At 73.8% G+C, this 23,807-nt stretch carries 24 protein-coding genes; 13 read left to right on the top strand and 11 right to left on the bottom strand.

Annotated features, from left to right (window positions below):
• Nucleotides 1-33: 33 nt before the first annotated feature.
• Genes F7P10_RS18590 through F7P10_RS18575 form a run of 4 tightly spaced genes read left to right on the top strand, consistent with a single transcriptional unit; the run spans nucleotide 34 to nucleotide 4,517 of the window.
• Nucleotides 34-1,425: a VWA domain-containing protein gene (locus tag F7P10_RS18590; protein WP_151010492.1), complete on the top strand. Its 1,392-nt coding sequence runs from the start codon at nucleotides 34-36 to the stop codon at nucleotides 1,423-1,425.
• Nucleotides 1,426-1,429: 4 nt separating this feature from the next.
• Nucleotides 1,430-2,119 carry an FHA domain-containing protein gene (locus tag F7P10_RS18585; RefSeq protein ID WP_151010491.1) on the top strand — a complete coding sequence of 230 codons (690 nt, stop codon included), beginning with the start codon at nucleotides 1,430-1,432 and terminating at the stop codon, nucleotides 2,117-2,119.
• A complete protein-coding gene (locus F7P10_RS18580; protein ID WP_254716693.1) occupies nucleotides 2,116-3,654 on the top strand; it encodes a hypothetical protein in 1,539 nt (512 codons plus the stop codon). The genes F7P10_RS18585 and F7P10_RS18580 overlap by 4 nt, the downstream gene beginning before the upstream one ends.
• Before the next feature lie 32 nt (nucleotides 3,655-3,686).
• Complete coding sequence (locus F7P10_RS18575; protein WP_254716692.1) at nucleotides 3,687-4,517, top strand: glutamate ABC transporter substrate-binding protein; 831 nt, start codon at nucleotides 3,687-3,689, stop codon at nucleotides 4,515-4,517.
• A 39-nt stretch (nucleotides 4,518-4,556) separates the two neighbouring features.
• Here F7P10_RS18575 and F7P10_RS18570 read toward each other — a convergent pair whose 3' ends face one another.
• Nucleotides 4,557-4,913: an STAS domain-containing protein gene (locus tag F7P10_RS18570; protein WP_151010489.1), complete on the bottom strand. Its 357-nt coding sequence runs from the start codon at nucleotides 4,911-4,913 to the stop codon at nucleotides 4,557-4,559.
• Nucleotides 4,914-5,328: 415 nt separating this feature from the next.
• Between F7P10_RS18570 and F7P10_RS18565 the strand changes: the two genes are divergently transcribed.
• The 4 genes from F7P10_RS18565 (at nucleotide 5,329) to F7P10_RS18550 (ending at nucleotide 8,638) form a co-directional block, all read left to right on the top strand.
• Entirely contained in the window at nucleotides 5,329-6,003 is a 675-nt protein-coding gene (locus F7P10_RS18565) for a 1-acyl-sn-glycerol-3-phosphate acyltransferase (protein ID WP_151010488.1), read from the top strand.
• Between the two features lie 75 nt (nucleotides 6,004-6,078).
• Nucleotides 6,079-6,786, top strand: a complete 708-nt coding sequence (locus tag F7P10_RS18560) for a hypothetical protein (RefSeq protein ID WP_151010487.1) — start codon at nucleotides 6,079-6,081, stop codon at nucleotides 6,784-6,786.
• A gap of 61 nt (nucleotides 6,787-6,847) precedes the next feature.
• A complete protein-coding gene (locus F7P10_RS18555; protein ID WP_176611534.1) occupies nucleotides 6,848-7,048 on the top strand; it encodes a hypothetical protein in 201 nt (66 codons plus the stop codon).
• A gap of 249 nt (nucleotides 7,049-7,297) precedes the next feature.
• On the top strand, nucleotides 7,298-8,638 hold the full coding sequence (locus F7P10_RS18550; RefSeq protein ID WP_151010486.1) for a flotillin family protein: 1,341 nt from the start codon (nucleotides 7,298-7,300) through the stop codon (nucleotides 8,636-8,638).
• A 52-nt stretch (nucleotides 8,639-8,690) separates the two neighbouring features.
• Here the strand turns inward: F7P10_RS18550 and F7P10_RS18545 are convergent, their stop codons facing one another.
• Genes F7P10_RS18545 through F7P10_RS18535 form a run of 3 tightly spaced genes read right to left on the bottom strand, consistent with a single transcriptional unit; the run spans nucleotide 8,691 to nucleotide 12,441 of the window.
• Nucleotides 8,691-10,286: an AMP-binding protein gene (locus F7P10_RS18545; RefSeq protein ID WP_151010485.1), complete on the bottom strand. Its 1,596-nt coding sequence runs from the start codon at nucleotides 10,284-10,286 to the stop codon at nucleotides 8,691-8,693.
• Nucleotides 10,283-11,125, bottom strand: coding sequence for an oxygenase MpaB family protein (locus tag F7P10_RS18540; protein ID WP_151010484.1), 843 nt, complete (start codon nucleotides 11,123-11,125; stop codon nucleotides 10,283-10,285). Before F7P10_RS18540 ends, F7P10_RS18545 begins: the two co-directional genes overlap by 4 nt.
• Complete coding sequence (locus tag F7P10_RS18535) at nucleotides 11,122-12,441, bottom strand: cytochrome P450 (RefSeq protein WP_254716691.1); 1,320 nt, start codon at nucleotides 12,439-12,441, stop codon at nucleotides 11,122-11,124. Before F7P10_RS18535 ends, F7P10_RS18540 begins: the two co-directional genes overlap by 4 nt.
• 111 nt (nucleotides 12,442-12,552) lie before the next feature.
• On the opposite strand from F7P10_RS18535, the gene F7P10_RS18530 reads away from it, so the two are divergent.
• Nucleotides 12,553-13,176: a TetR/AcrR family transcriptional regulator gene (locus F7P10_RS18530; protein ID WP_176611533.1), complete on the top strand. Its 624-nt coding sequence runs from the start codon at nucleotides 12,553-12,555 to the stop codon at nucleotides 13,174-13,176.
• 9 nt (nucleotides 13,177-13,185) lie between these two features.
• On the opposite strand, the gene F7P10_RS18525 is transcribed toward F7P10_RS18530, so the two are convergent.
• The 5 genes from F7P10_RS18525 to F7P10_RS18505 all read right to left on the bottom strand — a co-directional run bounded on the left by F7P10_RS18525 (nucleotide 13,186) and on the right by F7P10_RS18505 (nucleotide 15,903).
• Nucleotides 13,186-13,419: a hypothetical protein gene (locus tag F7P10_RS18525; protein WP_151010482.1), complete on the bottom strand. Its 234-nt coding sequence runs from the start codon at nucleotides 13,417-13,419 to the stop codon at nucleotides 13,186-13,188.
• 51 nt (nucleotides 13,420-13,470) lie between these two features.
• On the bottom strand, nucleotides 13,471-13,725 hold the full coding sequence (locus F7P10_RS18520; protein WP_151010481.1) for a Txe/YoeB family addiction module toxin: 255 nt from the start codon (nucleotides 13,723-13,725) through the stop codon (nucleotides 13,471-13,473).
• Nucleotides 13,722-13,982, bottom strand: a complete 261-nt coding sequence (locus F7P10_RS18515; RefSeq protein WP_151010480.1) for a type II toxin-antitoxin system Phd/YefM family antitoxin — start codon at nucleotides 13,980-13,982, stop codon at nucleotides 13,722-13,724. The genes F7P10_RS18520 and F7P10_RS18515 overlap by 4 nt, the downstream gene beginning before the upstream one ends.
• A gap of 77 nt (nucleotides 13,983-14,059) precedes the next feature.
• Nucleotides 14,060-14,737, bottom strand: coding sequence for a response regulator transcription factor (locus F7P10_RS18510; protein WP_151010479.1), 678 nt, complete (start codon nucleotides 14,735-14,737; stop codon nucleotides 14,060-14,062).
• Entirely contained in the window at nucleotides 14,734-15,903 is a 1,170-nt protein-coding gene (locus F7P10_RS18505; RefSeq protein WP_218040566.1) for a sensor histidine kinase, read from the bottom strand. Before F7P10_RS18505 ends, F7P10_RS18510 begins: the two co-directional genes overlap by 4 nt.
• A 234-nt stretch (nucleotides 15,904-16,137) precedes the next feature.
• On the opposite strand from F7P10_RS18505, the gene F7P10_RS18500 reads away from it, so the two are divergent.
• Nucleotides 16,138-18,297 (top strand): MMPL family transporter, encoded by a 2,160-nt coding sequence (locus F7P10_RS18500; protein WP_151010478.1) that lies wholly within the window; start codon nucleotides 16,138-16,140, stop codon nucleotides 18,295-18,297.
• On the opposite strand, the gene F7P10_RS18495 is transcribed toward F7P10_RS18500, so the two are convergent.
• Together F7P10_RS18495 and F7P10_RS44450 are read right to left on the bottom strand one after the other, a co-directional pair.
• Nucleotides 18,290-19,900, bottom strand: coding sequence for an alkaline phosphatase (locus F7P10_RS18495; protein ID WP_151010477.1), 1,611 nt, complete (start codon nucleotides 19,898-19,900; stop codon nucleotides 18,290-18,292). The two genes, F7P10_RS18500 and F7P10_RS18495, sit on opposite strands and share 8 nt — an antisense overlap.
• A 161-nt stretch (nucleotides 19,901-20,061) precedes the next feature.
• A complete protein-coding gene (locus tag F7P10_RS44450; protein WP_151010476.1) occupies nucleotides 20,062-21,366 on the bottom strand; it encodes a LuxR C-terminal-related transcriptional regulator in 1,305 nt (434 codons plus the stop codon).
• Nucleotides 21,367-21,549: 183 nt separating this feature from the next.
• Here F7P10_RS44450 and F7P10_RS18485 point away from each other — a divergent pair, with 183 nt between their 5' ends.
• The 3 genes from F7P10_RS18485 to F7P10_RS18475 all read left to right on the top strand — a co-directional run bounded on the left by F7P10_RS18485 (nucleotide 21,550) and on the right by F7P10_RS18475 (nucleotide 23,801).
• Nucleotides 21,550-21,999: a DoxX family protein gene (locus F7P10_RS18485; protein WP_218040565.1), complete on the top strand. Its 450-nt coding sequence runs from the start codon at nucleotides 21,550-21,552 to the stop codon at nucleotides 21,997-21,999.
• A 44-nt stretch (nucleotides 22,000-22,043) separates the two neighbouring features.
• A complete protein-coding gene (locus F7P10_RS18480; RefSeq protein WP_151010475.1) occupies nucleotides 22,044-22,748 on the top strand; it encodes an intradiol ring-cleavage dioxygenase in 705 nt (234 codons plus the stop codon).
• Nucleotides 22,749-22,877: 129 nt separating this feature from the next.
• The gene (locus tag F7P10_RS18475) at nucleotides 22,878-23,801 is read left to right on the top strand and encodes a Rieske 2Fe-2S domain-containing protein (protein WP_151010474.1); all 924 of its coding nucleotides are present in this window, start codon (nucleotides 22,878-22,880) and stop codon (nucleotides 23,799-23,801) included.
• Nucleotides 23,802-23,807 lie beyond the last annotated feature (6 nt).

Raw genomic sequence — 23,807 nt, 5'->3', positions numbered from 1 at the left:
CCGCCCCCCGACCCCCAGCAGGGAGCCCGCCCGATGAGCGACCTTCCCGAGTTCCGGATCAGCGTCGACCAGAACCCGTACCTGCCGGTGGGCGGCCGGGACATGCACGCGATCGTGTCCGTGGAGGCGCGGTCGCCCGGCGGCGGCCCGCCCGCCGCGGGGACCGAGGCCGCCGAGGCGATCGTCATCGACACGTCCGGGTCGATGTCGTTCGGCGGGAAGATGGCCGCCGCGAAGCGGGCGGCGGTGGCGGCGGTGGAGGCGCTGCGCGACGGGGTGCACTTCGCGGTCGTCGCGGGCGCCAACCGGCCTCGGATGGTCTTCCCGCAGGGGGAGCGGCTGGTGCGCGCGGACGAGCGCACCCGGCAGAGCGCGGTGCGCGCCGTCCGGCGGCTGGACGCGGCGGGCGGGACGGCGATCGGCTCGTGGCTGCGGCTCGCGGACCGGCTGCTGGCGGCGCACGACGGCGCGGTGCGGCACGCGATCCTGCTGACCGACGGCAAGAACCAGCACGAGACCGGCGACGAGCTGGGCGCGGCGCTGCGGCAGTGCGAGGGACGGTTCGTGTGCGACGCGCGCGGCGTCGGCACCGACTGGGAGGTCGCCGAGCTGCGCCGGATCACCTCGGTGCTGCTGGGCGGGTTCCTCGACGTCCCCGATCCGGCCGACCTGGAGGCCGACTTCCTCGCGATGACGCGCGCCGCGATGGGCAAGCGGGTCGCGGACGTGGCGCTGCGCGTGTGGACGCCGCAGGCCGCCGAGCTGCGGTTCGTCAAGCAGATGGTGCCGGCGGTCGAGGACCTGACGGGCCGCCGCGTCGCGTCCGGGGAGCGGACGGGCGACTACCCGGTCGGCGCGTGGGGCAGCGAGGCGCGCGAGTACCACCTGTGCGTGCGGGTGCCGGCGAGCGCGGTCGGGCAGCGGATGCGGGCGGCGCACGTGAAGCTGGTCGCGCCGGACGGCGCGGTGCTGGCGTCCGGGAACGTGCTGGCCGAGTGGACGGACGACGAGGCGCGCTCCACCCGGATCAACCGGCGGGTCGCGCACCACACGGGGCAGTCGGAGCTGGCGGCGGCGGTGCGCGAGGGGCTGGAGGCGCGCCGCGCGGGGGACGAGGAGACGGCGACGAAGCGGCTGGGCCGCGCGGTGGTGCTGGCCCGCGAGGTGGGCAACGAGCAGATCGCGGGGCTGCTGGACCGCGTGGTGGAGGTCGTGGAGGGCGAGCCCGGGACGGTGCGGCTGCGGCCGGGCGTCGCGAAGGCGGACGAGATGGCGCTCGACACCCGTTCGGTGCGGACGGTCCGGACGGTGCGGACACGTCCGGGCCGGACAGGAGATCATGGAGGCGAACCGGATCAATCCGGCCAATCGGACGAGGCGGGCCGGCCCGAGGAGGCGGGACCGCCGGGAGACGCGGGGAGCTGAGGCCATGCCGGAATGCCCGATCGGTCACCGGTCCGAGGACGCCGAGTACTGCGACGTGTGCGGCCGCCCGATGGACGCGACGCCCGCCCTCGGCGAGGGCGCCGCCGGGTTCTGCGGCAACTGCGGGACGGCGCGCTCCCCGGACGCCCTGTTCTGCGAGAACTGCGGCACACGGTTCGGGGACCCGCGCGACGCCGCGCGCGGCGCGTCCGGGCGGCAGGCGCCGCCCCACCGGGACGTCCCGCACATCCCCCGCCCCCGGGACCCCGTCAGCGCCCCGCAGGGCTGGATCGCCGTGATCAACGCCGACCGGGCCTACTTCAACTCGGTGATCGCCGAACTGGGCGCGCAGGCGCCGGACCTCGAGTTCCCCCCGTACTGCCCCGAGCGCAGGATCCCGCTGCGCGACGGCGAGGTCTGGATCGGGCGGCGCAGCGAGTCGCGGGGCATCATGCCCGCGATCGACCTCGGCGAGGCCCCCGCCGACCCCGGCGTCTCGCACCTGCACGCCGTCCTGAACGCGCGCTCCGACGGCACCTGGACCCTGACCGACCACGGCTCGCAGAACGGCACCACGATGAACGGCGAGGTCGAGATCCTGAAGGCCAGGACACCCGTGCCGGTCGGCGACGGCGACCGCATCCACGTGGGAGCCTGGACCACGATCACCCTGACCAGGCAGGGCGGACCATGACCCGAACGCCGTCGCGGGACCCGGACGGGGACGCGCCCGCGCCCGACGCCCCCGCGCCCGACGCGCCCGCGGCGCCGGACGCCCGGCCGCGCGCGGCCCCGCCGCACCCGCCGGCGCCGTCCCGGACGGCCCGCGCGCTCGGCACGATCCCCGGCCGGCTCCGCGCGCAGCTCGCGCTCGTCCTGCTCGCGCAGGCGGGGCTGCTCGCCGTGCTCGCCCTCGCGTTCGACGACGCGCGCGACGCCGTCCGGATGATCGGGCACGAGGAGGGGCCGCAGGTCGTCGCCACCGGCACCCTGTACTTCGCGCTCAGCGACATGGACGCGCAGGTGTCGAACGTCCTGCTGATCGGCGCCGAGCACGACCTCGGCGTCGGCCGCGCGGAGAGCCTGCGGATCTACGAGCGGCGCCGCGCGGAGGCGGACGCGGCGGCCGTGCAGGCCGCGCAGCTCGCGGGCGGCGACCCCGCGCTGCGCCGCACCGTCCAGGACGTCCTGGACGGTCTCGGCCGCTACGAGCGGCTCGTCGGCCGGGCGCTGCAGCTCAGCGAGCAGGCCGGGCACCCGCCGGGCGAGCTGCCGCCGGACGTGATCGACGCGTACCGGCAGGCGACCGACCTGATGAAGCTGGAGATCCTGCCGAAGGCGTACAACATCACGCTCGACAGCGGGGAGCGCGTCCGGCACTCCTACGAGACGGAGCGGTCGGCGGTGCTGTCCGGGAGGGCGTGGCTGCTGCTGCTGGGCGCGGTGTCCCTGGCCCTCCTGCTCGTGCTCCAGGTGTACCTGGCCCGCACGTTCCGGCGCCTGCTGAACCCCGCGCTCGTCCTGGCGACGCTCGGGACGGTCGCGCTCACGGCCGTCGGCGCCGCCCTGCTCACCGCGAACGCCGGGCACATCGAGCGCGCGAAGGAGGACGGGTTCGACTCGATCCTCGCGCTGTCGCGGGCCCGCGCCGTCAGCCACAACGCGTTCGCCGACGAGAGCCGCTACCTGCTCGACCCCGGCCGCGCCGACACCTACGACCAGGTGTACCTCGACAAGTCGCTGTCGGTCGTCTACCCCGACATGGGGGGCCGGCCGCTGAACCTGGAGAACTACCACGCCGCCCTGGAGGACGCGCTCGCGTCGTACGAGCCGGGCGCCGGGCGGGACGTCCCGTTCCTCGGCTTCCTCGGCGACGAGGCGCGCACCGACGGGCGGGGCCGCGAGGACGCCGCGCTGCGCCGCGCCCTGGCGGCCTACCTCGAGGTCCAGCGGGCCGACGCGGAGATCCGGCGGCGCGCGGCCGACGACGACCGGGCCGCCGCCATCGACCTGCGGATGGACCGGTCGGCCGGGGCCCTGCACGACTTCGCCGCCTACGACGCGGCGCTGAACGAGCTGGCGGGCGTGCACCAGGACGCGTTCGACGGCGCGATCGAGGCCGCCGACGGCGGGCTGCGCGGCTGGACGGCCGTCCCGGCGGTGGCCGTCGCCGCGGTCGCGCTGCTCGCCGTCGCGGGCGTCCGCCCCCGGCTCGCCGAGTTCCGATGAGCGGGGGTCCGATGCTACGAGGACGACCGAGCGTGCGCCCGACCGGACCCGCCGCCGCGGCGCTCGCCGCGCTCGCCGCCGCCGGGGCGCTGTCCGGCTGCGGGTTCGGCGGTTCGGAGCGCCCCACGATCACCGACAACGACCGGCTGGTCATCGGGGTCAAGGAGGACCAGCCGGGCCTCGGCGTCAAGGACCCGGACGGGACGTACGAGGGGTTCGACGTCGACGTCGCCACCTACATCGCGGGGGAGCTCGGCGTGCCGCCCGAGCGGATCGAGTTCACCACGACCGACTCGTCCGTCCGGGAGGACGCCCTCGCGGAGGGACGCGTCGACATGATCGTCGCGACGTACTCGATCACCGCGGCGCGCAAGCGGGAGGTCACGTTCGCCGGGCCGTACTACGTGGCCCACCAGGACACGCTCGTCCGGCCGGGCCTGCCGGGGATCGACGGCGTGCGCGACCTGGCGGGCCGCCGGATCTGCGCGGTGCGGGGCTCGAACTCGTGGCGCCGCGTCATCGAGGAGCGCGAGGTCGCGGCCGTGCCCGTCCCGCACTGGACGTACGGCGCCTGCATGAACGCGCTGGCGCGCGGCGGCCTCGACGCCGTCTCCACCGACGACCTCATCCTGGCGGGCTTCGCGGCATCCTACCGGTCGGCCCGGATCATCAACGACCCGTTCACCGACGAGAAGTACGGCGTCGGGGTCCGCAAGGGCGACCTGGAGGGGTGCGCGGCCGTGAACCGCGCGATCACCCGGATGTACCAGGACGGGACGGCGGAGCGGCTCCTGCGCGCGTGGTTCGGCGGTTCGGGCCTCGAGCTGACGACGAGCGTCCCGCAGTTCGAGGGCTGCACGTGACGCGCGCCCCGCGCGGGGCGCGGGCGGTAGGGCCGCGCGTCAGCCGCTGGTCGTGGAGGACGGCATGGCGGCGAGCGCCTCGCGCAGCGTGTCGTGCACGGGGACGTACCGGTCCACGCCGGTGATCCTGAAGACCTTCTCGACGCGCGGCGGCAGCGCGACCAGCGCCAGCCGGGTGCCGCGCTCGATCGCGCGCCGGTTCGCCACGACCACCACGTTGAGCCCGGTGGAGTCGCAGAACGTGACCTCGCGCATGTCGACGACGACCGGCCCGCCGGCGTCGATGACCTCGAGCAGCGTCTCCTCGAAGCGTTCCCGGGACACCACGTCGATGTCGCCCTTGACCCGGACGAGGGTGCAGCGGTCGTCCCGCATGAGGTTGATGTCGAAGTCCATGGTCACCTCCACGCCCCTGCTCGGTGCGGTCCCCCCGGGCCCACCTCAGGTGACTCCTCAGCATTACCTACTCGACGCCCGCATTCCAAGGCTTACCGGGAAAGGGGCACGTCGCCCGAGCTTGTCCCCCGGACCGTAACACGGCCGGAGGGGGCGGGCGCGCCGCGCGGGAGGCAAAAACTTACTCAGCAGAAACTTACCTTACAGTAATAAATGGTGGAGCGGATTGGATGCCGCGTCCAATGGGATGGATCTCACAGAAGCCGCCTCCCGCCGCGCTAAACCGCACGCCGCAGCCTGCCTGACCTGGTATGAGGCCATTCCATGCCCACCTGCGGGTAAGAAAACCGGTCCGGTCGCACGGGTGTGGATCGACCCGCGGGTTACAGTGGCGTTGGCGAAATCGGGAGGCTGGATGTTCTACACGTTCATGACGCGCGTGGTGCGTCCGATCCTCTGGCTGCTTTTCCGCCCCAAGGTGGAGGGCGGCGAGAACGTGCCGAGCTACGGGCCGCTGATCGTCGCCAGCAACCACCTGTCGTTCATCGACAGCTTCATCATCCCGCTCGCCGTGCCGCGCCCGGTGACCTACATCGCCAAGGCCGACTACTTCGAGGGCGGCGGGCTGAAGAAGAGCTTCGTCCGCTGGTTCCTCACCAACCTCGGGCACGTCCCGGTCCGGCGCGGCGCCCGGCGCGCCGCGATGGGCGCCCTGGAGCAGGCCGCCGAGGTGCTCGACAACAGCGGCGCGTTCGCCGTCTACCCGGAGGGCACCCGCTCCCAGGACGGGCGGCTCTACCGAGGCCGCACCGGGATCGGCTGGCTCGTCCTGGAGTCCGGCGCGCGCGTGCTGCCCGTCGGCCTGGAGGGCACCGAGAAGATCCAGCCGATCGGCGCCGGCTGGCCGCGCTTCTTCGGCCCGCGCCCCACCGTCCGGATCGGCCCGCCGATGGACTTCTCCCACCTCGACGACCTCTCCCCGGCCAAGGCCCGCCGCGCCATCACCGACGAGATCGTCGAGACGATCCAGAAGCTCTCCGGCCAGGACTACGCCGGCTGCTACAACGAGCGCGCCGACCACCAGGCCTGAGCCCGCCCGCCCGGACCCGCCGGACGGGCGTGTCGCCGGGCCGGTTTCGCCCGTCCTGCCCGTAAGGTCGCGGGCATGGCGCACCGGCTCCTCCCGCTCGCCCTGGCGGCGATCCTGACCGCCGTGACGGCGTCCGCGTGCGAGGGCGGCGCGCCCGCCGGGGCGTCCGGGGGCGGCGACGGCGGCGTCGCGGTCGCCGGCATCGGCTACACCTCCGACCAGCTCTCCCAGGCGCTGCTCACCGAGCTGACCGGCTACCAGCGCACCGGCGACCCCGACCTCGGCGAGTACGGGACGCTCCGCGCCATCCGCAACGCCGCGCACCTGCGGGAGAACGTCGTCCTCGACAAGCCCGACTGCGCCGAGGGCGCCGGCGGCCCCGGCGGGAACATCCCCGCGAAGGTCCCCGCGGCGCTCGTCACGTTCGCCAAGGGCAACGGCCAGACGGCGACCCAGACGCTGATGGGGATGCCGCCGGACGAGGCCGACGAGCAGGTCAACGCGCGCGTCCCGTCCGACTGCCTGGAGTTCAAGACGAGGATCGGCACGAAGTGGGCCACGCACCGCGTCGCCGAGGCGCCGCGCGGCGGCATCGGCGAGGGCTCGCGGACGGTCGGCGTCACGACGCTCGCCGGGACCGGGCACACGAAGGCCTGGTACGTCGTCTTCCGGGGCCGCGACTACCTCGCGACGATCAGCGTCGTCGGCCCGAACGCCACCCGCGCCGAGGCCGAGCGGATCGCGCGCGCGGCGCTCGGGAACGCCGGCCGGTTCCTCCCCTGACGCGTGCCGCGCGCAGCGGATAACCTTGCCTGAACGTGGACGCGACGGGCGGAGAGCACTGTTGATCGGCAGGCAGGGCCGGGTGACCGGCAAGATCGGTCCGGGGCTCGTCGGCGAGGTGATGATCCCGATCCGCGGCGGCGTCGAGGCGTTCTACGCGCATCCGGTCGACCCCCGCGACGAGATCCCCGTCGGCACCCTCGTCATCGTCGTCGAGCACCACCCCCCGCGGACCGTCTACGTCGCTCCCGCCTTCGGCTGAGCCGGCCTCCGGCCGCCTGCTTCCGGCCGCCTCGGGCTTTCGGTCGGTCGGAGGCCGCTTCCGGCCATTCGCACGGCCGGGACACCCCTGGATCGTTCCGGGAGACGGCGATCGTGTGAATTTTCGCCCCGGTTCGCCGGGAACTTCCGGGATGACTGAACCGTTCGCGCGCCCGCCGCGTCCATATCCGTAACGCGGACGAGCCCTCCGGGAGCGGGCTCGCCGCCCCTAAACGCGGAAGGGGGACGGATGGCCATCATCATCGGTGCGGTCGTCGTCGGACTCATCGTCCTGATCATCCTGTTCAAGCTCATCTGGAAGGTCGCCGAACCGAACGAGGCGCTGATCATCTCGGGGCTCGGCGCCAAGTCGAAGTCCGAGACGGGGCTCGACAGCCTCGGCTTCAAGATCGTCACCGGTAAGGGCACCGCGGTGCTGCCCGGCTTCCAGACCTCCCGGCGGCTGCGGCTCGACAGCCGCGCCGGCAACCTCGAGGTCCAGTGCGTCACCCAGCAGGGCATCCCCGTCCACGTGCGCGGCGTCGTCATCTACAAGGTCGGTGACGACCTCATCTCGATCGCCAACGCGGCCCGCCGGTTCCTGGAGCAGCAGGCGTCCATGGACGGCGCCATCCACGAGCTGTTCACCGGTCACCTCCGCTCGATCATCGGCAACCTCACCGTCGAGGACCTGATCCTCAACCGCGAGCGGATGACCAGCGAGACCCGCATGTCCGCCGCCGACGAGATGAGCAAGCTCGGCCTGATCGTCGACTCCCTGCAGATCCAGGAGATCGAGGACGAGACCGGCTACATCACCAACCTCGGCCGCCCGCACGCCGCGCGCGTCTCGTCCGCCGCCCGCATCGCGGAGGCCGAGCGCAACCAGGAGGCGACCGCCCGCGAGCAGGAGACCGAGCGGGAGAACGCCGCCGTCATCCGCGACACCGAGATCAAGAAGGCCGAGTACAACGGTGAGGTGAAGCAGGCCGAGCAGCAGGCCCGGCAGGAGGTCATCCTCCGCGAGACCCGCAACGCCGAGCTGGAGGCCGAGCGCACCGAGAAGCGCCTCGAATCCGAGATCCGCAAGCCCGCCGACGCCCGCGCCTACGAGCAGGTCAAGCTCGCCGGCGCCCAGCGCGACGAGCGGATCGCCTACGCCGACGCCGCCAAGAAGGAGGCCGAGCGCCAGGCCGACGCCACCCGCGTCATGGGTGAGGCCCAGGCGGACGCGATCCGGCAGAAGGGTCTCGCCGAGGCCGAGGCCATCAAGGCCCGCGCGGAGGCCCTCGCCGAGAACACCGACGCGGTCATCGCGCAGCAGCTCGCGGAGAAGTGGCCGGAGATCGTCGAGGCGGGCGCCGAGGTGTTCGGCAACGTCGACAACATGATCGTCCTGAACGGCGCCCAGGGCGTCGAGGACATGCTCGCCAAGGCCCTCACCCTCGGCGGCACCGGGCTCGGCGTCGCGCGCCAGCTCCTCGGCGACCTGAACGTCAAGGGCGCCGGGCAGCCCGCCGCGAACGGCCACGCCCCCGAGAAGCCGATCCCCGCGGAGATCCCCAAGCCCGCGAAGCCCGAAGACGACTGATCGAGACCACCGAAGAGGCCCCCGGCGACGGTGTTGCCGGGGGCCTCTCGGGTCAGGAACCGGCGGCCAGCCTCCGCTTGACGACCTTGCCGGTCGGTGTGCGGGGCAGTTCGTCCAGGAACACGACCTCGCGGGGCACCTTGTAGCGGGCGAGGTTGGCGGCGACGTGCTTCCTGACCTGCTCGGCGTCGAGCCCGCCGGACGACCCGGGGGCCGCCACGACGCAGGCGCGCAGCCGCTGCCCGAACTCCTCGTCGGGGACGCCGACGACGGCGGCCTCGGCGATGTCCGGATGGGCGGCGAGCAGCTCCTCGATCTCGGCGGGATGGACGTTCTCGCCACCCGAGACGATCATGTCGTCGGCGCGGCCGTCGATGTGCAGCCGCCCCGCCCGGTCGACGTGCCCCAGGTCGCCGATGGGCAGCGGCGCCCCGGCCGCCGCCACCGCCCGCCCGGAGGTGTACCCGTCGAACCGCGTCGGGCTGCGCACGTGCACCTGCCCGACCGTCCCCGGCGGGACGGGACGTCCGTCCTCGTCCAGGATCGACACGACGGTGCCGGGCGGCGGCGTCCCGGCGCATCCCGGGGCCGCGGCCAGGTCGGCGGGCGTGGCGATGCTGATGCAGGACGCCTCGGTGGAGCCGTAGAAGTTGTAGAGCACCTCGCCGAACGCGCCCGTCGCCTCGCGGGTCAGGGCGGCGGAGAGCGGGCCGCCGCCGGTGGCGATGATCCGCAGCGCGGACAGGTCGCGGCCGTCCAGGTTCGGGGCCGCCAGCACCCGGCTCAGCATCGTCGGCACCGCGATCAGCGCCGTGCAGCGCCGCTCGGCCAGGTCCGCGACGACGCGCTCCGCGTCGAACCTGCGGTGCAGGACGAGCGTGCACCCCAGGGCCAGCGCGAGCGTCGCCGACGTCAGCCCCCACCCGTGGAACAGCGGCGGGGCGACCAGGACGGCCTCGTTCCGCCGGAACGGGATCCGGGTGAGGATGCCGCCCGGCAGCGCCAGCGGCTCGCTCGGCGCCGACGAGCGCATGGCGCCCTTGGGCCGCCCGGACGTGCCGCTGCTCAGGATGACGAGCGCACTCGCGCGCGGCGGCGCGGGCGGGGCGAGGGCCCGGCCCGCCGCCAGCTCGTCCAGGTCGCAGGCGCCGCCGTCGGACCACGCGGTGTAGACGCCGTGCGGGACCTCGATCCCCTCCACCAGCGGCGCGAACTCCGCGTCGTGGACCAGGGCCGTGATGCCCTGCTCCTCGACCGTGCGGCGCAGCTGCGGCGCCGCGAAGTCGGTGTTGAGCAGGACGATCCCGGCCCCGAGCCGGCCCGCCGCCGAGAGCGCCAGCAGCAGGCCCCGGTGGTTGCGGCACAGGATGGCGACCCGCCCGTCCGGCCCGATGCCGCGCCGGGCCCAGGCCGTCGCCAGCGCGTTGACGCCCCGGTCCAGGTCGCGGTAGCCGACGGGGCCGCGGTCGTCCACCACGGCCGTCCGGTCGCCGAAGCGCGCGGCGCCGACCGCGGTGGCCGCGCCGAGCGCCCCGTACGCGCGCATCGCCCGCACCACCGCCGCCAGCGTCCGCGGCGGCATCGGCGCGAGCATCCCGGCCCGCCACGCGGCGCCGAGCCACGCGAGCCGGTCACGGCGGGACGTCATCGCGCCCTCCGCCGCGCGCGGGCGAACCCCTTGCGGGCCTGCGGAACGTACCGGACGGCCTCGGGCAGCAGCGGCCACACCCGGTTCAGCTTCCGGACGCCGGACGCGAACCGCCGGTACCGGCGCTCGTCCGCGGCGCTCCACGGCGTGCCGAGCAGCTCGCGCATGCGCGGGTGCAGCCCGCCCACCGTGACGAACCGGGCGACCGAGTTCAGCGGCGGGCTCACCGCACGCCACACGGGCGCCGGAACCCTTCCGGGCCTGGGCAGCCCCTTGGACACGTAGCCCACCCCGTACCGCGCGGTCTTATGCGCGACGATCTCGTCGTCGAGCATCCGCTTCCAGTACGCCTGGTACGCCTCCCAGTCCTCCGGCATGGCTCGGTCGCTGACCCCGTACATGCGGTACCAGGTCTTGGACTCCTCGTAGAGGCGGCGCTTCTCGTCCTCGCCCAGCGGGCGGATGAACGTCTCGACGCCGTACAGCATGTTGTCGAAGAACGTGGCGTGCGCCCAGTAGTAGGTCTCCGGATCGAGCGCGTGGTAGCGCGACCCGTCCGGCATGGTCCCCTTGATGTCGGTGTGGTAGTCGCGGACCTTCGTGCCCGTCGCGTGCGCCCGGTCCAGGCCGTACACCGTGTTCAGGATGGGGCCCGCGGACCGCTTCACCCGCGCGAACGTCTCGTCGAAGAACACCGAGTGGTCGAGGACGCCCTGGCCGAGCGCCGGGAGCATGTTCTGCAGGACGGCGGCGCGCGGGCCCACCAGGGCCATCCGGGTGTCTCCGAAGAATCGCCAGGTCAGCGAGCCCGGCCCGAGCCCGTCCGGCTCGCGGGTCATGAGGGCGTCTCCGTCCGGAAGTCGCAGTCCATGCGCTTGATGCCGTTGATGAAGTGGGACAGCAGCCGCTCCGGCTCCCCGGCGCTGCGGATGTCGGGCAGCCGGGTGAACAGCTCCCGCAGCATCACGGTGATCTCGCGGCGCGCCAGGTGGGCGCCCAGGCAGTAGTGCGGGCCGGGGCCCCCGAAGCCGACGTGCGGGTTCGGGGACCGGGTGATGTCGAACGCGTCGGGGTCGGTGAACACCGACTCGTCCCGGTTCGCCGAGGTGTAGATGAGGACGGCGATGTCGCCCTTCTTCAGCGGCATGCCGTTCAGTTCGCAGTCCCGCGTGACGTTGCGGCGGAACTGGATGACCGGCGTCGAGTACCGGACGATCTCCTCGACGGCGCCGCCGATCCGTCCCTCGAAGTCCTCCAGCAGCAGCGCCCGCTGCTCGGGGAACTCGGTGAACAGCCGCAGCGCGTGCGCGATCGCGTTCCGCGTGGTCTCGTTCCCCGCCGTGACCAGCAGGATGAAGAACGAGCCGGTCTCCTGGGTGGTCAGCGACTCGCCGTCGTCGTTGGCGTTGACGAGCTTGGAGATCAGGTCCTCGCCCGGACGCTTCTTGCGCTCCTCGCCCAGCCGCTTGACCAGGCGGAACAGGTCGTTGCCCGCCCGGACGAGCTTGACCGAGCCCTTCAGCAGGTCGACCCTGCGCGGCTTGCCCGCCAGGTACCGCTCGTCGGCGGGGATCCCGTTGTACTCGGGGTCGCTGTAGCCGAGGATGACGTTCGTCCGGTTCAGCACCATCGCGTGGTGCCGTGCGGGGATACCCATCAGGTCGCAGATGACCTCGACCGGCAGCCGCGCCGCGGCCTGCGCCACGAAGTCGCCGGGCCCCTCGGCGATCATGTCGTCCACGATCCGGGACGCGCGCCGCTGGAGGTCCTCCTCCGCCCGCGCCAGCACCTTCGGGGTGAACGCCCGCGACACGACCCGCCGGATCTGGGCGTGCCGCGGATCGTCCATGTTGATCATCGAGCCGAAGAACCGGCCCGCCCACGCGGGCATCTCGGTCAGCGTGTTGGCCGTCGGCTCGCTGCTGAACAGCTCGGGCCTGCGGCTGGCCTCGGTGACGTCGGCGTGCCGGGCCAGCGCGTGGAAGCCGGGCTTGGACTTGATGAACGGGAGCTTCGCGATCGGGACGAACGCCGCCCGGTCCATCTCCCGCATCCGCCGGAACGCCTCGAGCCGATCGGCGTCCGGGCGCGTCCAGAACGCCAGCCCGGACAGATCGAACTCCTGCAGTTCGGGTGGGAGCGTTCCGGACGTCACCGGGCCACCTCCGGCACAGAGAGATACATATAGAAAAATATGTCTCTCTGTCTCTCTCAAGGTCAACGTGACCTGGGGCACAGCGGCTCCGGCGGCTATAGTGACCGCGACATGGCGCCACCCGAACACCTGATCTCCCCGTCCGGCCCGGAGGAGGAGACCGAAGAGCTCACCACCCGGATCCTGGACGCGGCCCTGGCGGAGTTCGGCGCGTACGGGCTGCGCCGGACCAACGTGGACAGCGTCGCCCGCCGCGCCGAACTGGCCCGCGCCACCGTCTACCGCCGCTTCGCGGGCAAGAACGACCTGATGCAGGCCGTCGCGATCCGCGAGGGCCGCCGCGCCATGGTCGCGATGGTCCGCGCCGCCGAGGGCCGCCCGACCGTCGAGGAACGCCTCGTCGAGGGCTTCGTCACCGGCATCGGCCTCGCCCGCGCGAACCCCCTGCTGGCCCGGCTGATCAGCTCCGAGCCGGAGATCGTCCTGCCCTACCTGACCACCGAGTCCCGGTTCGTGGCGTTCGCCCGCGACTTCCTCGCCGAGCAGTTCCGCCGCTCGCCCGGCCCGTCCGCCGTCGCGTCCCCGGACGCCGCCGCCGAACTGATCGTCCGCCTCGCGATGTCGTTCTTCCTGGACCCGCAGAGCTGCATCCCGCTCGAGACCGAGAACGACCTCCGCACCTTCGCCCGCACGTACCTCGTCCCCCTCCTCCGCGCCGGCACCGAACCCGCCTGACACCCTCCATCACGCTCCGCGCCAGCACGCCCCGGCGGCGCGTCCGGGGCGGAGGGTCAGAGCGGTGCCGCCGAGCATCAGCGCCGCGCCGGTGGCGGCGACCCAGAGTGGCAGCGCCTCCGGGACGCCGAGGTGGGTGGTGATCCCGAGGATGCGCGACAGCCCCCAGGGCAGCAGCGCCATCTGGTCGTTCCACGCGGTCACCGCGTCCGTCGGCGACGGACCGTGCTGAACCTCGAGCATGGAACGGCCGGTCCGCGTCGCGCGGGCGGTCACCACCGTCCCCCGGCCGTCTCAGTAGCGGTAGCGAGCCTGCAGGATGATGAGCTCGTCACCACGGGGGAGGTAGACGAGGCGGTGTTCTTCGGTGATCCGGCGGGACCAGGCTCCTTGGAGAGCGTGCTTGAGCGGCTCGGGCTTCCCGATGCCCTCGTACGGGTCGCGCAGGGCGTCATCGATGAGGCGGTTGATGCGCTTCAGGGTCTGCCGATCGGTGGAGAGCCAGGATGTGTAGTCCTCCCACCCTTCCGGGGTGAAGGACAGCTTCACTGCTCCTCGTCGGGGTCGATGGTGTCACGGATCTCGTGCCGGCCTTCCAGGGCATGCTGGTAGGCCGTCATGAGCCGACGCGTGTTGGCCGGTGAGCGCAGCAGGTGCGCGGTCTCCTCCAGCGCCTCGTACTCGGCGGCGGACACCAGGTAGGCGCGGTTGTTCTTGGCGACGATCTCCACGGGCGCCCCATCGTCGTTGACCTCATCGATGAGGGGGAACAGCCTGCGGCGCGCCTCGCTCGCGGTAATGGACATGCGGCGCCTCCATCCCAAATCTGGTACCAGATATCGTACCACTCCGGGTTGTCCCCGCCGTCCGGCGTTTTGCGGGGTCAGTGGCCGATGTCGCGGTCGCCGGGTTCGATGAGGCCGCTCTCGTACGCGAAGATCACGATCTGCACGCGGTCGCGGAGGCCGAGTTTGGTGAGGATGCCCGACACGTGCGACTTGACGGTCGCGGGGCCGATGAACAGGCGCTCGGCGATCTCCGGGTTGCTGGCGCCCTGCGCGACGGCCGCCAGCACCTCGCGTTCGCGGTCGGTGAGGCGTCCGAGCCGGGCGGCGACGGACGCGTTGACGGTGAGGTCGCGGGTGAAGCGGCCGATGAACCGGCGGGTGATGGACGGGGCGAGCAGCGCGCCGCCGTCGGCGACGGTGCGGACGGCGGCGGGGAGCTGGTCCGGCGGGATGTCCTTGAGCACGAAGCCGCTCGCGCCCGCGCGCATGGCCCGGTAGACGTACTCGTCCGGGTCGAACGTGGTGAGGATCAGCACCCGGACGTCCCAGTCGGCCTCGCCGATGATCCGGGAGGTGGCCTCCAGGCCGTCGAGGTCGGGCATCCGGATGTCCATCAGGATGACGTCGGGCCGGTGCCGGCGGGCCGCCTCGATCGCCTCGGTGCCGGTACCGGCCTCGGCGACGACCTCGATGTCGTCGTGCATCCGCAGGATCATGGCGAAGCCGCCGCGGACCAGGGCCTGGTCGTCGACCAGGGCGACACGGATGCTCACGGGTCCCCTCGGGTGGGCAGCTGCGCGACGACCTCGAACCCGCCGTCCGGACGGGGCCGGGCGGCGAGGGCGCCGCCCAACAGTAGCGCCCGCTCCCGCATCCCCACGATGCCGTGGCCGCGCCCGGACGCGGCGGGCACGGCGGCGGCGCCGCGCCCGTCGTCGCGCACCGCGATGACGATCCCCGCGTCGTCGCGGCGCAGCGACACCTCGGCGCGGGTGCCGGGGCCCGCGTGCTTGAGGACGTTCGTGAGCGCCTCCTGCGCGATGCGGTAGGCGAACAGGTCGACGCGGGCGGGCAGGTCGGACGGCGTGCCGTCGGTGGTCAGCGCCACCTCGACGCCCGCGCCGCGCAGCTGCTCGACGAGGCGGGGGAGTTCGGCGAGGCCGGGCTGGGGGCCGAGGCCGTCGAGGTCGGTGTCGGGCCGCAGGACGCCGAGGAGGTGCCGCAGCTCGTCCAGCGCCTGCCGTCCCGCCTCCTCCACGGCGCCCATCGCCCGGACGGCCGCGTCGGGGTCGACGGGCGCGACGGTCTTGGCGGCGCCCGCCTGGACGGTCATGAGGCTGACCCGGTGCGCGACGACGTCGTGCAGCTCGCGGGCGATGCGGGTGCGTTCCTCGATGACGATCCGGCGGGACTCGGCGGCGCGTTCGCGGAGCAGGCGGGCGGCGCGCTCGGCGCGCAGCCGCAGCCGCCGCCCGACGTACCAGGCGACGTACATCACGGCGCCGCCCAGGATGACCTCCTGCCACCAGACGGCGGGTTCGGACGGGGAGTCGACGGCGAGCAGGACGACGGTGGCGGCGACGCCGAGCGGCCCCCACGGGTCGTCGGCGGAGTACTTGCCCGCGCTGTAGAGGGCGATCATCGCGGGGAGCCCGGTGAGCGTCCGGTCGCTGACGAGCAGGACGGCCCATCCGGCGAGGACGACGGCGAGGACGGCGAGCGGCTCGTGCCGCCGCCGGTACAGCGCCCCGCCGGTCACCGCGAACACCACCAGCTCGATGATCGGGACCTCGCCGGGGCCGCGGAGGACCAGCGTGTCCCCGGGCCCGTCCAGGACCAGCACCGCCGTGAGGTAGACCGCGACGGCCAGGACGGCGTCCGCGGTGCGGGGTGCGCGCGCGAACGGCCCGCGGAAGGCCGGTGTCGCGGTGCTGTTCACGATCGCTCCCCTTCGTTCGTCGGCGGGGGCTCGCGCCAACCGTAAGCCGGACGGGACGGCCGGTCATCCGCCGCGCGGCGGATGCGGGCTCCGCCGCGCGGCGGGGGACGGGGGTGCCGGCGGGCCCACGGGTCCCGCCGCGCGGCGGAGGGCCGTCCCGTCCGGGGGCGGGCGACGGCGCGGTCCCGCTCGGGGACGGTTGAACGGACGCCGCAACCGGCCCGAAGGAGCACCATGCATCGCCTCATCCGCCGCATCGGGGACGCGAGCGCCCGCAGACCCTGGAGGACGATCGCGGTCTGGGCGGCCCTCGCCGCCGCCGTCGTCGCCCTGGCGGGCACCGCCGGGGGCGCGTTCGCCGACGACCTGACCGCCCCCGGAAGCCAGAGCGAGCGGGCGATGGAGCTGCTCGAGGAGCGTTTCCCCGAGGCGGCCGACGGCAGCGCCCGCGCCGTGTTCGCCGTCCCGGACGGTCGGCGCCTCGACGCCCACCGGCCCGCGGTCGACGCGGCCGTCGCGCGGATCGCGGGCGTGGAGCACGTGAAGGCCGTCGCGGGGCCGTTCGACGCGGGGACGGTGTCGCCGGACGGCCGCATCGGCTTCGCGGAGATCACCTTCGACACCCCGTCGACCGAGGTGGCGGACGAGCCGATCGCGGCGGTGGCCGACGCGCTCGGTCCCCTGGCGGACGCGGGCGTCACGGCGGAGCTCGGCGGCGAGGCGGTGTTCATCAACTACGACGCCGCGACGTCGGGTGCCGAGGTGCTCGGGGTGCCGGTGGCGCTGATCGTCCTGTGCGTCGCGCTGGGCTCGCTCGTCGCCGCGCTGCTCCCGGTCGCGCTGGCCCTGGTGACGGTCGCGCTCGGCATGGCCGCCGTCGTCGTGCTCGCCGGGGCGATGGACGTGACGGGCTCGGCCCCGGCGATCGGCGCGATGCTGGGGCTCGGCGTCGGCATCGACTACGCGCTGTTCATCGTGGTCCGCTACCGCGAGAACCGGGCCCGGGGCCTGGACGACCGCGCCGCGCTGTCGGGCGCGATGGGCACGGCGGGCGCGGCGGTCCTGTTCGCGGGCGGCGCCGTCGTCGTGTCGATGGCCGCGCTGACGCTGACCGGCCTCGGCATGATCGCCTCCGCCGGTCTGGCCGCCGCGCTGGTCGTGCTGTTCGCCGTAGCGACCTCGCTCACCCTGCTGCCCGCGCTGCTGTCGCTGCTCGGCCGCCGGATCGACGCGGGCCGGCTGCGCCGCCGTCCCGCGAAGCGAGACGAGGACACGGCGTGGTGGCGGTTCGCGCACCACGTCTCCGCCCGTCCCTGGCCGTACCTGATCGCCGCGACGGGCCTGCTGCTCCTGCTGGCGGCCCCGGCGCTGCGGATGGAGACGGGCTTCCCCGACGCGGGCGACGACACGTCGAGCGCGAGCCACCGCCGCGCCTACGACCTGCTCGCCGAGGGGTTCGGCCCGGGGGTCAACGGCCCGCTGCTGATCGTCGCGGACACGCGCGGGACGGGCGCGCCGGACGTCCCGGCGCTCGCCGCACGCGTCGCCGCCGACCCGGGCATCGCCTCGGTCGGCGAGCCGCGCACCTCCCCGGCGGGCGACCTGGTCGTGCTGCCGGTGGTCCCGGCCACCGCGCCCGCCGACGCCGCCACCGCGCGGACCCTCGACCGCGTCCGCGACCTCGCGCCCGGCGGCGTCGCCGTCACCGGCGTGACGGCCGTGACCGACGATCTCACCGGGCAGCTCGACGCGACGTTCCCGCTGCTGGTCGGCACGGTCCTCGCCACGTCGTTCGTCCTGCTCATGCTGGTGTTCCGGTCGGTCGTCGTCCCGCTGAAGGCGGCGGTGATGAACCTGCTGTCGATCGGCGCGGCGTACGGGGTCGTGGTCGCGGTGTTCCAGTGGGGCTGGGGCGGGGCGCTGCTCGGCCTGGACCAGACGTACCTGATCGCCTCCCCGCTCCCCGTGATGTTCTTCGCCGTCCTGTTCGGCCTGTCCATGGACTACGAGATGTTCCTGCTGTCGCGGATCCGCGAGCACTACACCGCGACGGGCGACGGTCCGGAGTCGGTCGCCCGCGGCATCGCCGGCACCGGACGCGTGATCACCTCGGCGGCCCTGATCATGACGGCGGTGTTCCTGGGCTTCGTCGCGAACCCGTCGCCGCTCGTCCGGATGCTGGGCCTCGGTCTCGCGACCGCGATCGTCTTCGACGCGACGATCGTCCGGATGATCCTCGTCCCGGCGGCCATGTCGCTGCTGGGCCGCGCGAACTGGTGGCTGCCCGGCTTCCTCGACCGCCGCCTGCCCCGCCTGCACGCCGAGCCCGCCGGGCCCCCGCCCCGGCGGCCCGACCCCGAGCCCGCCGCCGAGCCCGCGTCCGGGGTCAGGTGACCGGCGTGAAGGCGCGGTGGAGCCGCTGCGTCCCGGCCCGGCTCGCGAAGGACGCGCCGTGCGTGAGCGTCGCGTCCGGGTCCGTCGGGTCGCTGACGAAGTACCAGTCGGCCTGCATCCGCCGCGGCGTCACGTCGATGAGGACGAACCCGTGGCTGTCCAGTTCGCAGAACCGGGCGTACGGGTTGTTGAGGTGCAGGACGCCCTCGGCGCCCCGGGAGATCGTCCGCGGCGGCACGTCCAGCAGGTCGTCCAGGTTCGCGCTGGTGACGGACGTGCACACCAGCTCGGTGGCCACCGGGGGCTCCCACGGGTAGGTGGTGCGGTCCACGGTCACCTCGGTCGCCCACGACACGTGCACGTCCCCGGTGAGGAAGACCGTGTCGGTGATGCCGTTGTCGCGGAGATGGGTGAGCAGGTCGTCGCGGTCCGCCCGGTAGCCCTCCCAGGCGTCGGCGTTCGGGCCGACCTGCTCGAGGAGGCCGCCGCCGATCAGCTCGCCGAGCGGTTCCACGACCTCCTTCACCAGCCCTTGCAGGGAGACCGGGGTGACCATGACCGAGTTGCCGATGAGGTGCCACTGGGCGGTCGAGTCGCTGAGGCCGTCCTTGAGCCAGGCCATCTGCGCGCGCCCGGTGAAGGTGCGGGACGGGTCGTCGAAGTCCTCGGGCGTCCCCTGCCGGGACCGGTGGCCGCGCAGGTCCAGCATCGTGAGGTCCGCGAGCCGCCCCCACCGGTAGCGCCGGTGGATCCCCCCGTCCGGGCCGCGCCGCACCGGCATCCACTCGAAGTACGCGCGGTGCCCGGCGGCCTTGCGGGCCGCGAAGTCGCCCTCGGTGGCCGGGTCGTGGTCGCCGGAGCCGTTCTCCCAGTAGTCGTTGACGACCTCGTGGTCGTCCCACGTCGGGATCCACGGCACCGCCGCGTGCAGCGCCTGCAGGTCCGGGTCCGTCTTGTACTGCGCGTGCCGCTGCCGGTAGTCGGCGAGCGTCGTGATCTCCTTCGCGGGCCGGTGCGCCCGGACGCCCGCGCCGCCGCCCTCGTACAGGTAGTCCCCGACGTGCACGAACAGGTCGAGGTCGCCCCGCTCGGCGGCGTGCCGGTACGCCGCGAAGTGCCCGGCCGCGTAGTTCGAGCACGACGCGAGGCCGAGCCGCAGCCCGGCCACCTCCGCGTCCGCGGCGGGCGCCGTGCGCGTCCGTCCGGCGGGCGACGTCGCGGACCCGAACCGGAACCGGTAGTGGTACCAGGTGTCCGGCTCCAGCCCGTCGGCCTCCACCTTGACGGTGTGGTCGGTGTCCGGCCCGGCGGTCGCCTCCCCGTCCCGGACGATCGTCGCGAACGAGGCGTCGCGGCTCATCTCCCAGCGCACGTCCACGCGCGGCCCGGCCCCGGATCCGGGGGTGCTCTCGGGCGTCGGCGTCACGCGCGTCCACAGGACGACGCCGTCCGGGAGCGGGTCACCGGACGCGACGCCGTGGACGAACGCGGCGGATTCGGCCCCCGCGTGGGGGAGAAGGACGCCCGACGCCGCGAGCGCGACCCCGGTCCCTCCGGCGGCCCGGAGGAAGTTGCGCCTGTCCAGGGACGATGTTCCGCTCATCTAAGTCCTTCACTCGGGGGTGCGGCGCACCGGGCCGCGCGCGATCAGCGGACAGGCTCGGGCATTGATCGGAATTCTGGCCACCGGCCGGGCGAATGGCCACCGGCCGGCAGCGGAACGCCCGGTTGCCCGGCGTGCCGCCCGGATGGGGACGGTCGGCGTCAGGACACGGCGGTGCGGAAGACGTCCGGCGACGGGCCCAGCTCCAGGACCAGCGCGGTCGCCTCGCCGCGCGAGCCCACCCCGAGCTTCTCCAGGATGTTGGCGACGTGGTATTTGACCGTGTGCTCGCTGATGTGCAGGCGTTCCGCGATCTGCCGGTTCCGGCGCCCCCGCGTCAGATGCTCCAGCACCTCGACCTCCCGGGGGTTGAGCCGGGCCAGCGGATCGGCCCGCGACGACGCCGCCGAGTCGAAGGGGAACCGGGCCGTGACGCTGGTCCCCCAGCCGGGCACCGCTTCCAGGTCCAGCCGGCCCTCGAAGGGGCGCAGCCGCGCGGCGAGCCGCAGGACGGCCGGGTCCTCGGCCTCCAGCACTCCCGGGCCGTCGTCCCGGACGCGGACGCACAGCGTCCCCTTCTCGATCTCCCAGGACACCCGGACGCGGGTCGCCCCCGGATGGTCGAGGAGGGCGAGCACGGAGCCGCGCACGGTCGCGCGGGCGGCGTTGGCCACGTGCCCCGGCAGCGGGCGCTCCGGCCGCGGGGGCTCGGCGAGTTCCAGGTGGATCCGATGGTGCCGCATGAGCAGGATGAGCTTGTCGGCCATCTGCGCGTAGGCGTCCCCCACCGTCTCGCCGGGCAGGTCGCGGGCGGGCTCGTCGGCGGCGCGCAGCTCGACCAGCGCGGCGGCGGCGAGGTCGGTCGCGGTGCGGCGCGCGGTGCCGTCCGGGAGGTCGCGGGACCGCAGTGCCCCCAGCAGGGCGGTGAGGGTGGCGGCGTGCGCGTCGGCGAGCTCGGCGACGGCCCGCTCCCGCTCGCCGGTCGCGATCCGCGAACGTTCCAGGACGCCCGGCTCGACCTGCGCGTTGAGGGTGCGGATCTGGACGACGGTCAGGTCCCAGAGGCGCTGCACCGTCCGGCGGCGGGCGGGATCGGGCGGGGCTTCTCCCGGCAGCACGACCGCCAGCAGCGAACCGGCCGATCCGGGCGGGGACGAGGCGACCGCCAGCACCTGCCGGGTCGCGTGCCCCAGCGTGATGGTCCCGCACCAGGGTTCGCCGACCCGGACCTCTCCGGCCACCCTGGTCAGCTCGGTGGTCTCCGCCCGTCCGGTCAGCTCGGCGTCCCCGCACGACCTCAGCGGGGCGGCGATGCAGTCACCGGTCAGCATCAGCAGCGCGTCATGGGGCACCAGCTCGCCGATGACGGCCGACAGGCTCGGCAGGACCTCGGGCAGCGGGGCCTGGAGCAGGGCGGCGACCGCCGCGAGCGCGTGTTCGGGATCGGACCACTCACCCAACGACATGGTGATCACTGTATGCGGCGCCCGCACGGGCCGCCCTCGCTCTTTCGGGTAGGTGCGACTGCTCCGACGGGCAGGTCATCGCGGCATGCCCGCTCGTGATGCTGGAGATCGGGACCCGCCCCGCCGTTCCCGGCGGGCCGGGACCCGGACCAGTGGACCGGCGCGACCGAAACGGAAGGCCACATGAACATGAACCGCCAGCTCCTGCAGGACATCGGGCTCCTCGCGGGCCGCCTGGGCCTCGGCGTCATCTTCCTCGCCTACGGCTGGCAGAAGCTGACCGACTGGAGCCTCTCCGGAACCGCGGAGATCATGGGCGGGGGCGGCGTGCCGCTCCCGACCCTGAGCGCCTACTTCACCACCTTCACCGAGATCGCGGCGGGGATCGCGCTGATCGCCGGAGTCGCCGTCCGCCTGGCGGGGCTGCTGGGCGCGTTCATCATGGCCGGGGCCTTCGTCTTCGTGCACGGGGGCAACGGGATCTACGTCGATGCCGACGGCTACGGGTTCGTCCTGGCCCTCGGCCTGACCTCCCTGATGCTGGCCGGCACCGGGGCGGGCCGTTTCGGCGTAGACCACTGGCTGGCGGGCCGTTTCGGCGCCCGGACCAGGGAGCCCCAGCACGCCGTCTGAGACGGCATCGGGCGACCCGGAGGACACGAGGAAAGGGGCCGAACATGGAAGGGCCGGACGCGACGCGGCGCACCGTGCTGGGAACGCTGGGCGGTGCCGCGCTGTGGGCGGTGACGGCCTGCGCCGCCGGGGACGCCGCGGACGGGCCGGAGTCGCCGCGCCCGCCCGGACGGACGGGCGCGGCCGGCGCCTCGCCCGCGTGCGTGCTCACGCCGGAGGGGAGCGAGGGGCCCTACTACGTGGATCGGGCCCTCCTCCGCCGTGACATCACCGAAGGCCGTAGGGGAGTGGCCCTGAACCTCCGGACGACGGTGGTGGACGCGGGGACGTGCCGCCCGATCCGGGGAGCCGCGGTGGACGTCTGGCACGCGGACGCGTCCGGCGTCTACTCCGGTTTCGAGTCCCAGGGCACCGGGGACGAGAGCTTCCTCCGGGGCGTCCAGCGGACCGGCGCTGACGGCACGGCCGAGTTCGACACCGTCTTCCCCGGCTGGTACGAGGGCCGGACCGTTCACATCCACGTGAAGGTCCACGTCGATGACGACGTCGTCCACACCGGGCAGCTCTACTTCGACGACCGGGTCAACTCCGCCGTGGCCCGCGGCCCGTACGCGCGGCGGGGTTCGCAGGAGACCGTCAACGACGACGACATGTTCTACCCCCAGTACGGCAGGCAGTCGACCCTGAACGTGACGGGCTCCCCGGACGGCGGCTACCGGGCCTCCATCACGCTCGGCGTCAGAAGGTGAACGTCCGCTCCGGGGCCGGTTGACGTTCGGGGGTTTTCGCGGTCGTTCGCGGGATATGAGCCGGTGAACGGGGGCTCGCGCCACCACCGTGCGCGACCGTTACTGGTCAGGGGGAGGCCGGAAGTGGGCATGCAGAGGACGATCCGCAGGGTCGAGCAGGCGGAGGAGATCGACGCGGTCGCGCAGCCGGCCGCGAGGACGGTCCGGCGGATGGTGCGGCCGCGGGCGATCCGCAACCTGCTCAGCGGGACCTGGCTGGGCCATCCGCTGCACCCGGGGCTCACCGACGTGACGATCGGCGCGTGGACCATGGCCGCCCTGCTGGACACCGTCGGCGGCCGGGAGGCCGAGCCCGCCGCCGACCTGCTGATGACGGTCGGCGTCGCCGGTGCCGTGCCGACCGCGCTGTCCGGGCTGAACGACTGGGCCGACACCCGCGGCCCGGAGATGCGGGTCGGCTGGATCCACGCCCTGGCCAACAGCACGGCGCTGTCGCTGCACGTGGCGTCGCTCGTGATGCGCGCCCGCGGCGACCGCCGCACCGGCAGGATCCTCGGCGGCGCCGGGGTCGGCGCGCTCGCGGTCGGCGCCTACCTGGGCGGGCACCTGTCGTTCGTCCGGGGCGTCGGCGTCAACCGCACCGCCTGGCAGGCCGGACCGTCCGAGTGGACGCCCGTCGCGGACGACGACCTGATCGACGACGAGGCCCGCCGCGTCGACGCGGACGGCGTCCCGGTCGTCCTGTACCGCCGCGCCGGGCGGGTGTACGCGCTGGCCGCCGACTGCGGCCACATGGGCGGCCCGCTGGACGAGGGCTCGTTCGCGGACGGCTGCGTCACCTGCCCCTGGCACGCCAGCACCTTCCGCCTGACCGACGGGAACGTCGTGCGCGGCCCGGCGAGCGCGCCGCAACCCCACTACGAGACCCGGATCCGGGACGGCCGCATCGAGATCCGCGTCCCTCAACCCGACCACCACGCCGAAGAGCCCGCCGACCGCACCGAACGCTCCCGCCCGGCACCCCGCAGGAGCAGGATCCACTCGGTCACCTGACCGCGC

The organism is Actinomadura sp. WMMB 499 (assembly GCF_008824145.1).
In the GTDB taxonomy this organism is placed as follows: domain Bacteria; phylum Actinomycetota; class Actinomycetes; order Streptosporangiales; family Streptosporangiaceae; genus Spirillospora.
The sequence above is the reverse complement of the archived record's forward strand: the minus strand, read 5'-3'. Positions and strand labels throughout refer to the sequence as shown.

What these genes read in the sequence shown, in the direction of transcription:
- F7P10_RS18525 (WP_151010482.1), bottom strand. Translation starts at nt 13,419, where the DNA reads ATGCTCGAGGTTCAGCACGGTCCGTCGCCGACGGACGCGGTGACCGCG.
- F7P10_RS18560 (WP_151010487.1), top strand. Translation starts at nt 6,079, where the DNA reads ATGGCGCACCGGCTCCTCCCGCTCGCCCTGGCGGCGATCCTGACCGCC.
- F7P10_RS18530 (WP_176611533.1), top strand. Translation starts at nt 12,553, where the DNA reads ATGGCGCCACCCGAACACCTGATCTCCCCGTCCGGCCCGGAGGAGGAG.
- F7P10_RS18500 (WP_151010478.1), top strand. Translation starts at nt 16,138, where the DNA reads ATGCATCGCCTCATCCGCCGCATCGGGGACGCGAGCGCCCGCAGACCC.
- F7P10_RS18590 (WP_151010492.1), top strand. Translation starts at nt 34, where the DNA reads ATGAGCGACCTTCCCGAGTTCCGGATCAGCGTCGACCAGAACCCGTAC.
- F7P10_RS18485 (WP_218040565.1), top strand. Translation starts at nt 21,550, where the DNA reads ATGAACATGAACCGCCAGCTCCTGCAGGACATCGGGCTCCTCGCGGGC.
- F7P10_RS18550 (WP_151010486.1), top strand. Translation starts at nt 7,298, where the DNA reads ATGGCCATCATCATCGGTGCGGTCGTCGTCGGACTCATCGTCCTGATC.
- F7P10_RS18495 (WP_151010477.1), bottom strand. Translation starts at nt 19,900, where the DNA reads ATGAGCGGAACATCGTCCCTGGACAGGCGCAACTTCCTCCGGGCCGCC.
- F7P10_RS18515 (WP_151010480.1), bottom strand. Translation starts at nt 13,982, where the DNA reads ATGTCCATTACCGCGAGCGAGGCGCGCCGCAGGCTGTTCCCCCTCATC.
- F7P10_RS18580 (WP_254716693.1), top strand. Translation starts at nt 2,116, where the DNA reads ATGACCCGAACGCCGTCGCGGGACCCGGACGGGGACGCGCCCGCGCCC.
- F7P10_RS18475 (WP_151010474.1), top strand. Translation starts at nt 22,878, where the DNA reads ATGCAGAGGACGATCCGCAGGGTCGAGCAGGCGGAGGAGATCGACGCG.
- F7P10_RS18570 (WP_151010489.1), bottom strand. Translation starts at nt 4,913, where the DNA reads ATGGACTTCGACATCAACCTCATGCGGGACGACCGCTGCACCCTCGTC.
- F7P10_RS18585 (WP_151010491.1), top strand. Translation starts at nt 1,430, where the DNA reads ATGCCGGAATGCCCGATCGGTCACCGGTCCGAGGACGCCGAGTACTGC.
- F7P10_RS18545 (WP_151010485.1), bottom strand. Translation starts at nt 10,286, where the DNA reads ATGACGTCCCGCCGTGACCGGCTCGCGTGGCTCGGCGCCGCGTGGCGG.
- F7P10_RS44450 (WP_151010476.1), bottom strand. Translation starts at nt 21,366, where the DNA reads ATGTCGTTGGGTGAGTGGTCCGATCCCGAACACGCGCTCGCGGCGGTC.
- F7P10_RS18480 (WP_151010475.1), top strand. Translation starts at nt 22,044, where the DNA reads ATGGAAGGGCCGGACGCGACGCGGCGCACCGTGCTGGGAACGCTGGGC.
- F7P10_RS18565 (WP_151010488.1), top strand. Translation starts at nt 5,329, where the DNA reads ATGTTCTACACGTTCATGACGCGCGTGGTGCGTCCGATCCTCTGGCTG.
- F7P10_RS18540 (WP_151010484.1), bottom strand. Translation starts at nt 11,125, where the DNA reads ATGACCCGCGAGCCGGACGGGCTCGGGCCGGGCTCGCTGACCTGGCGA.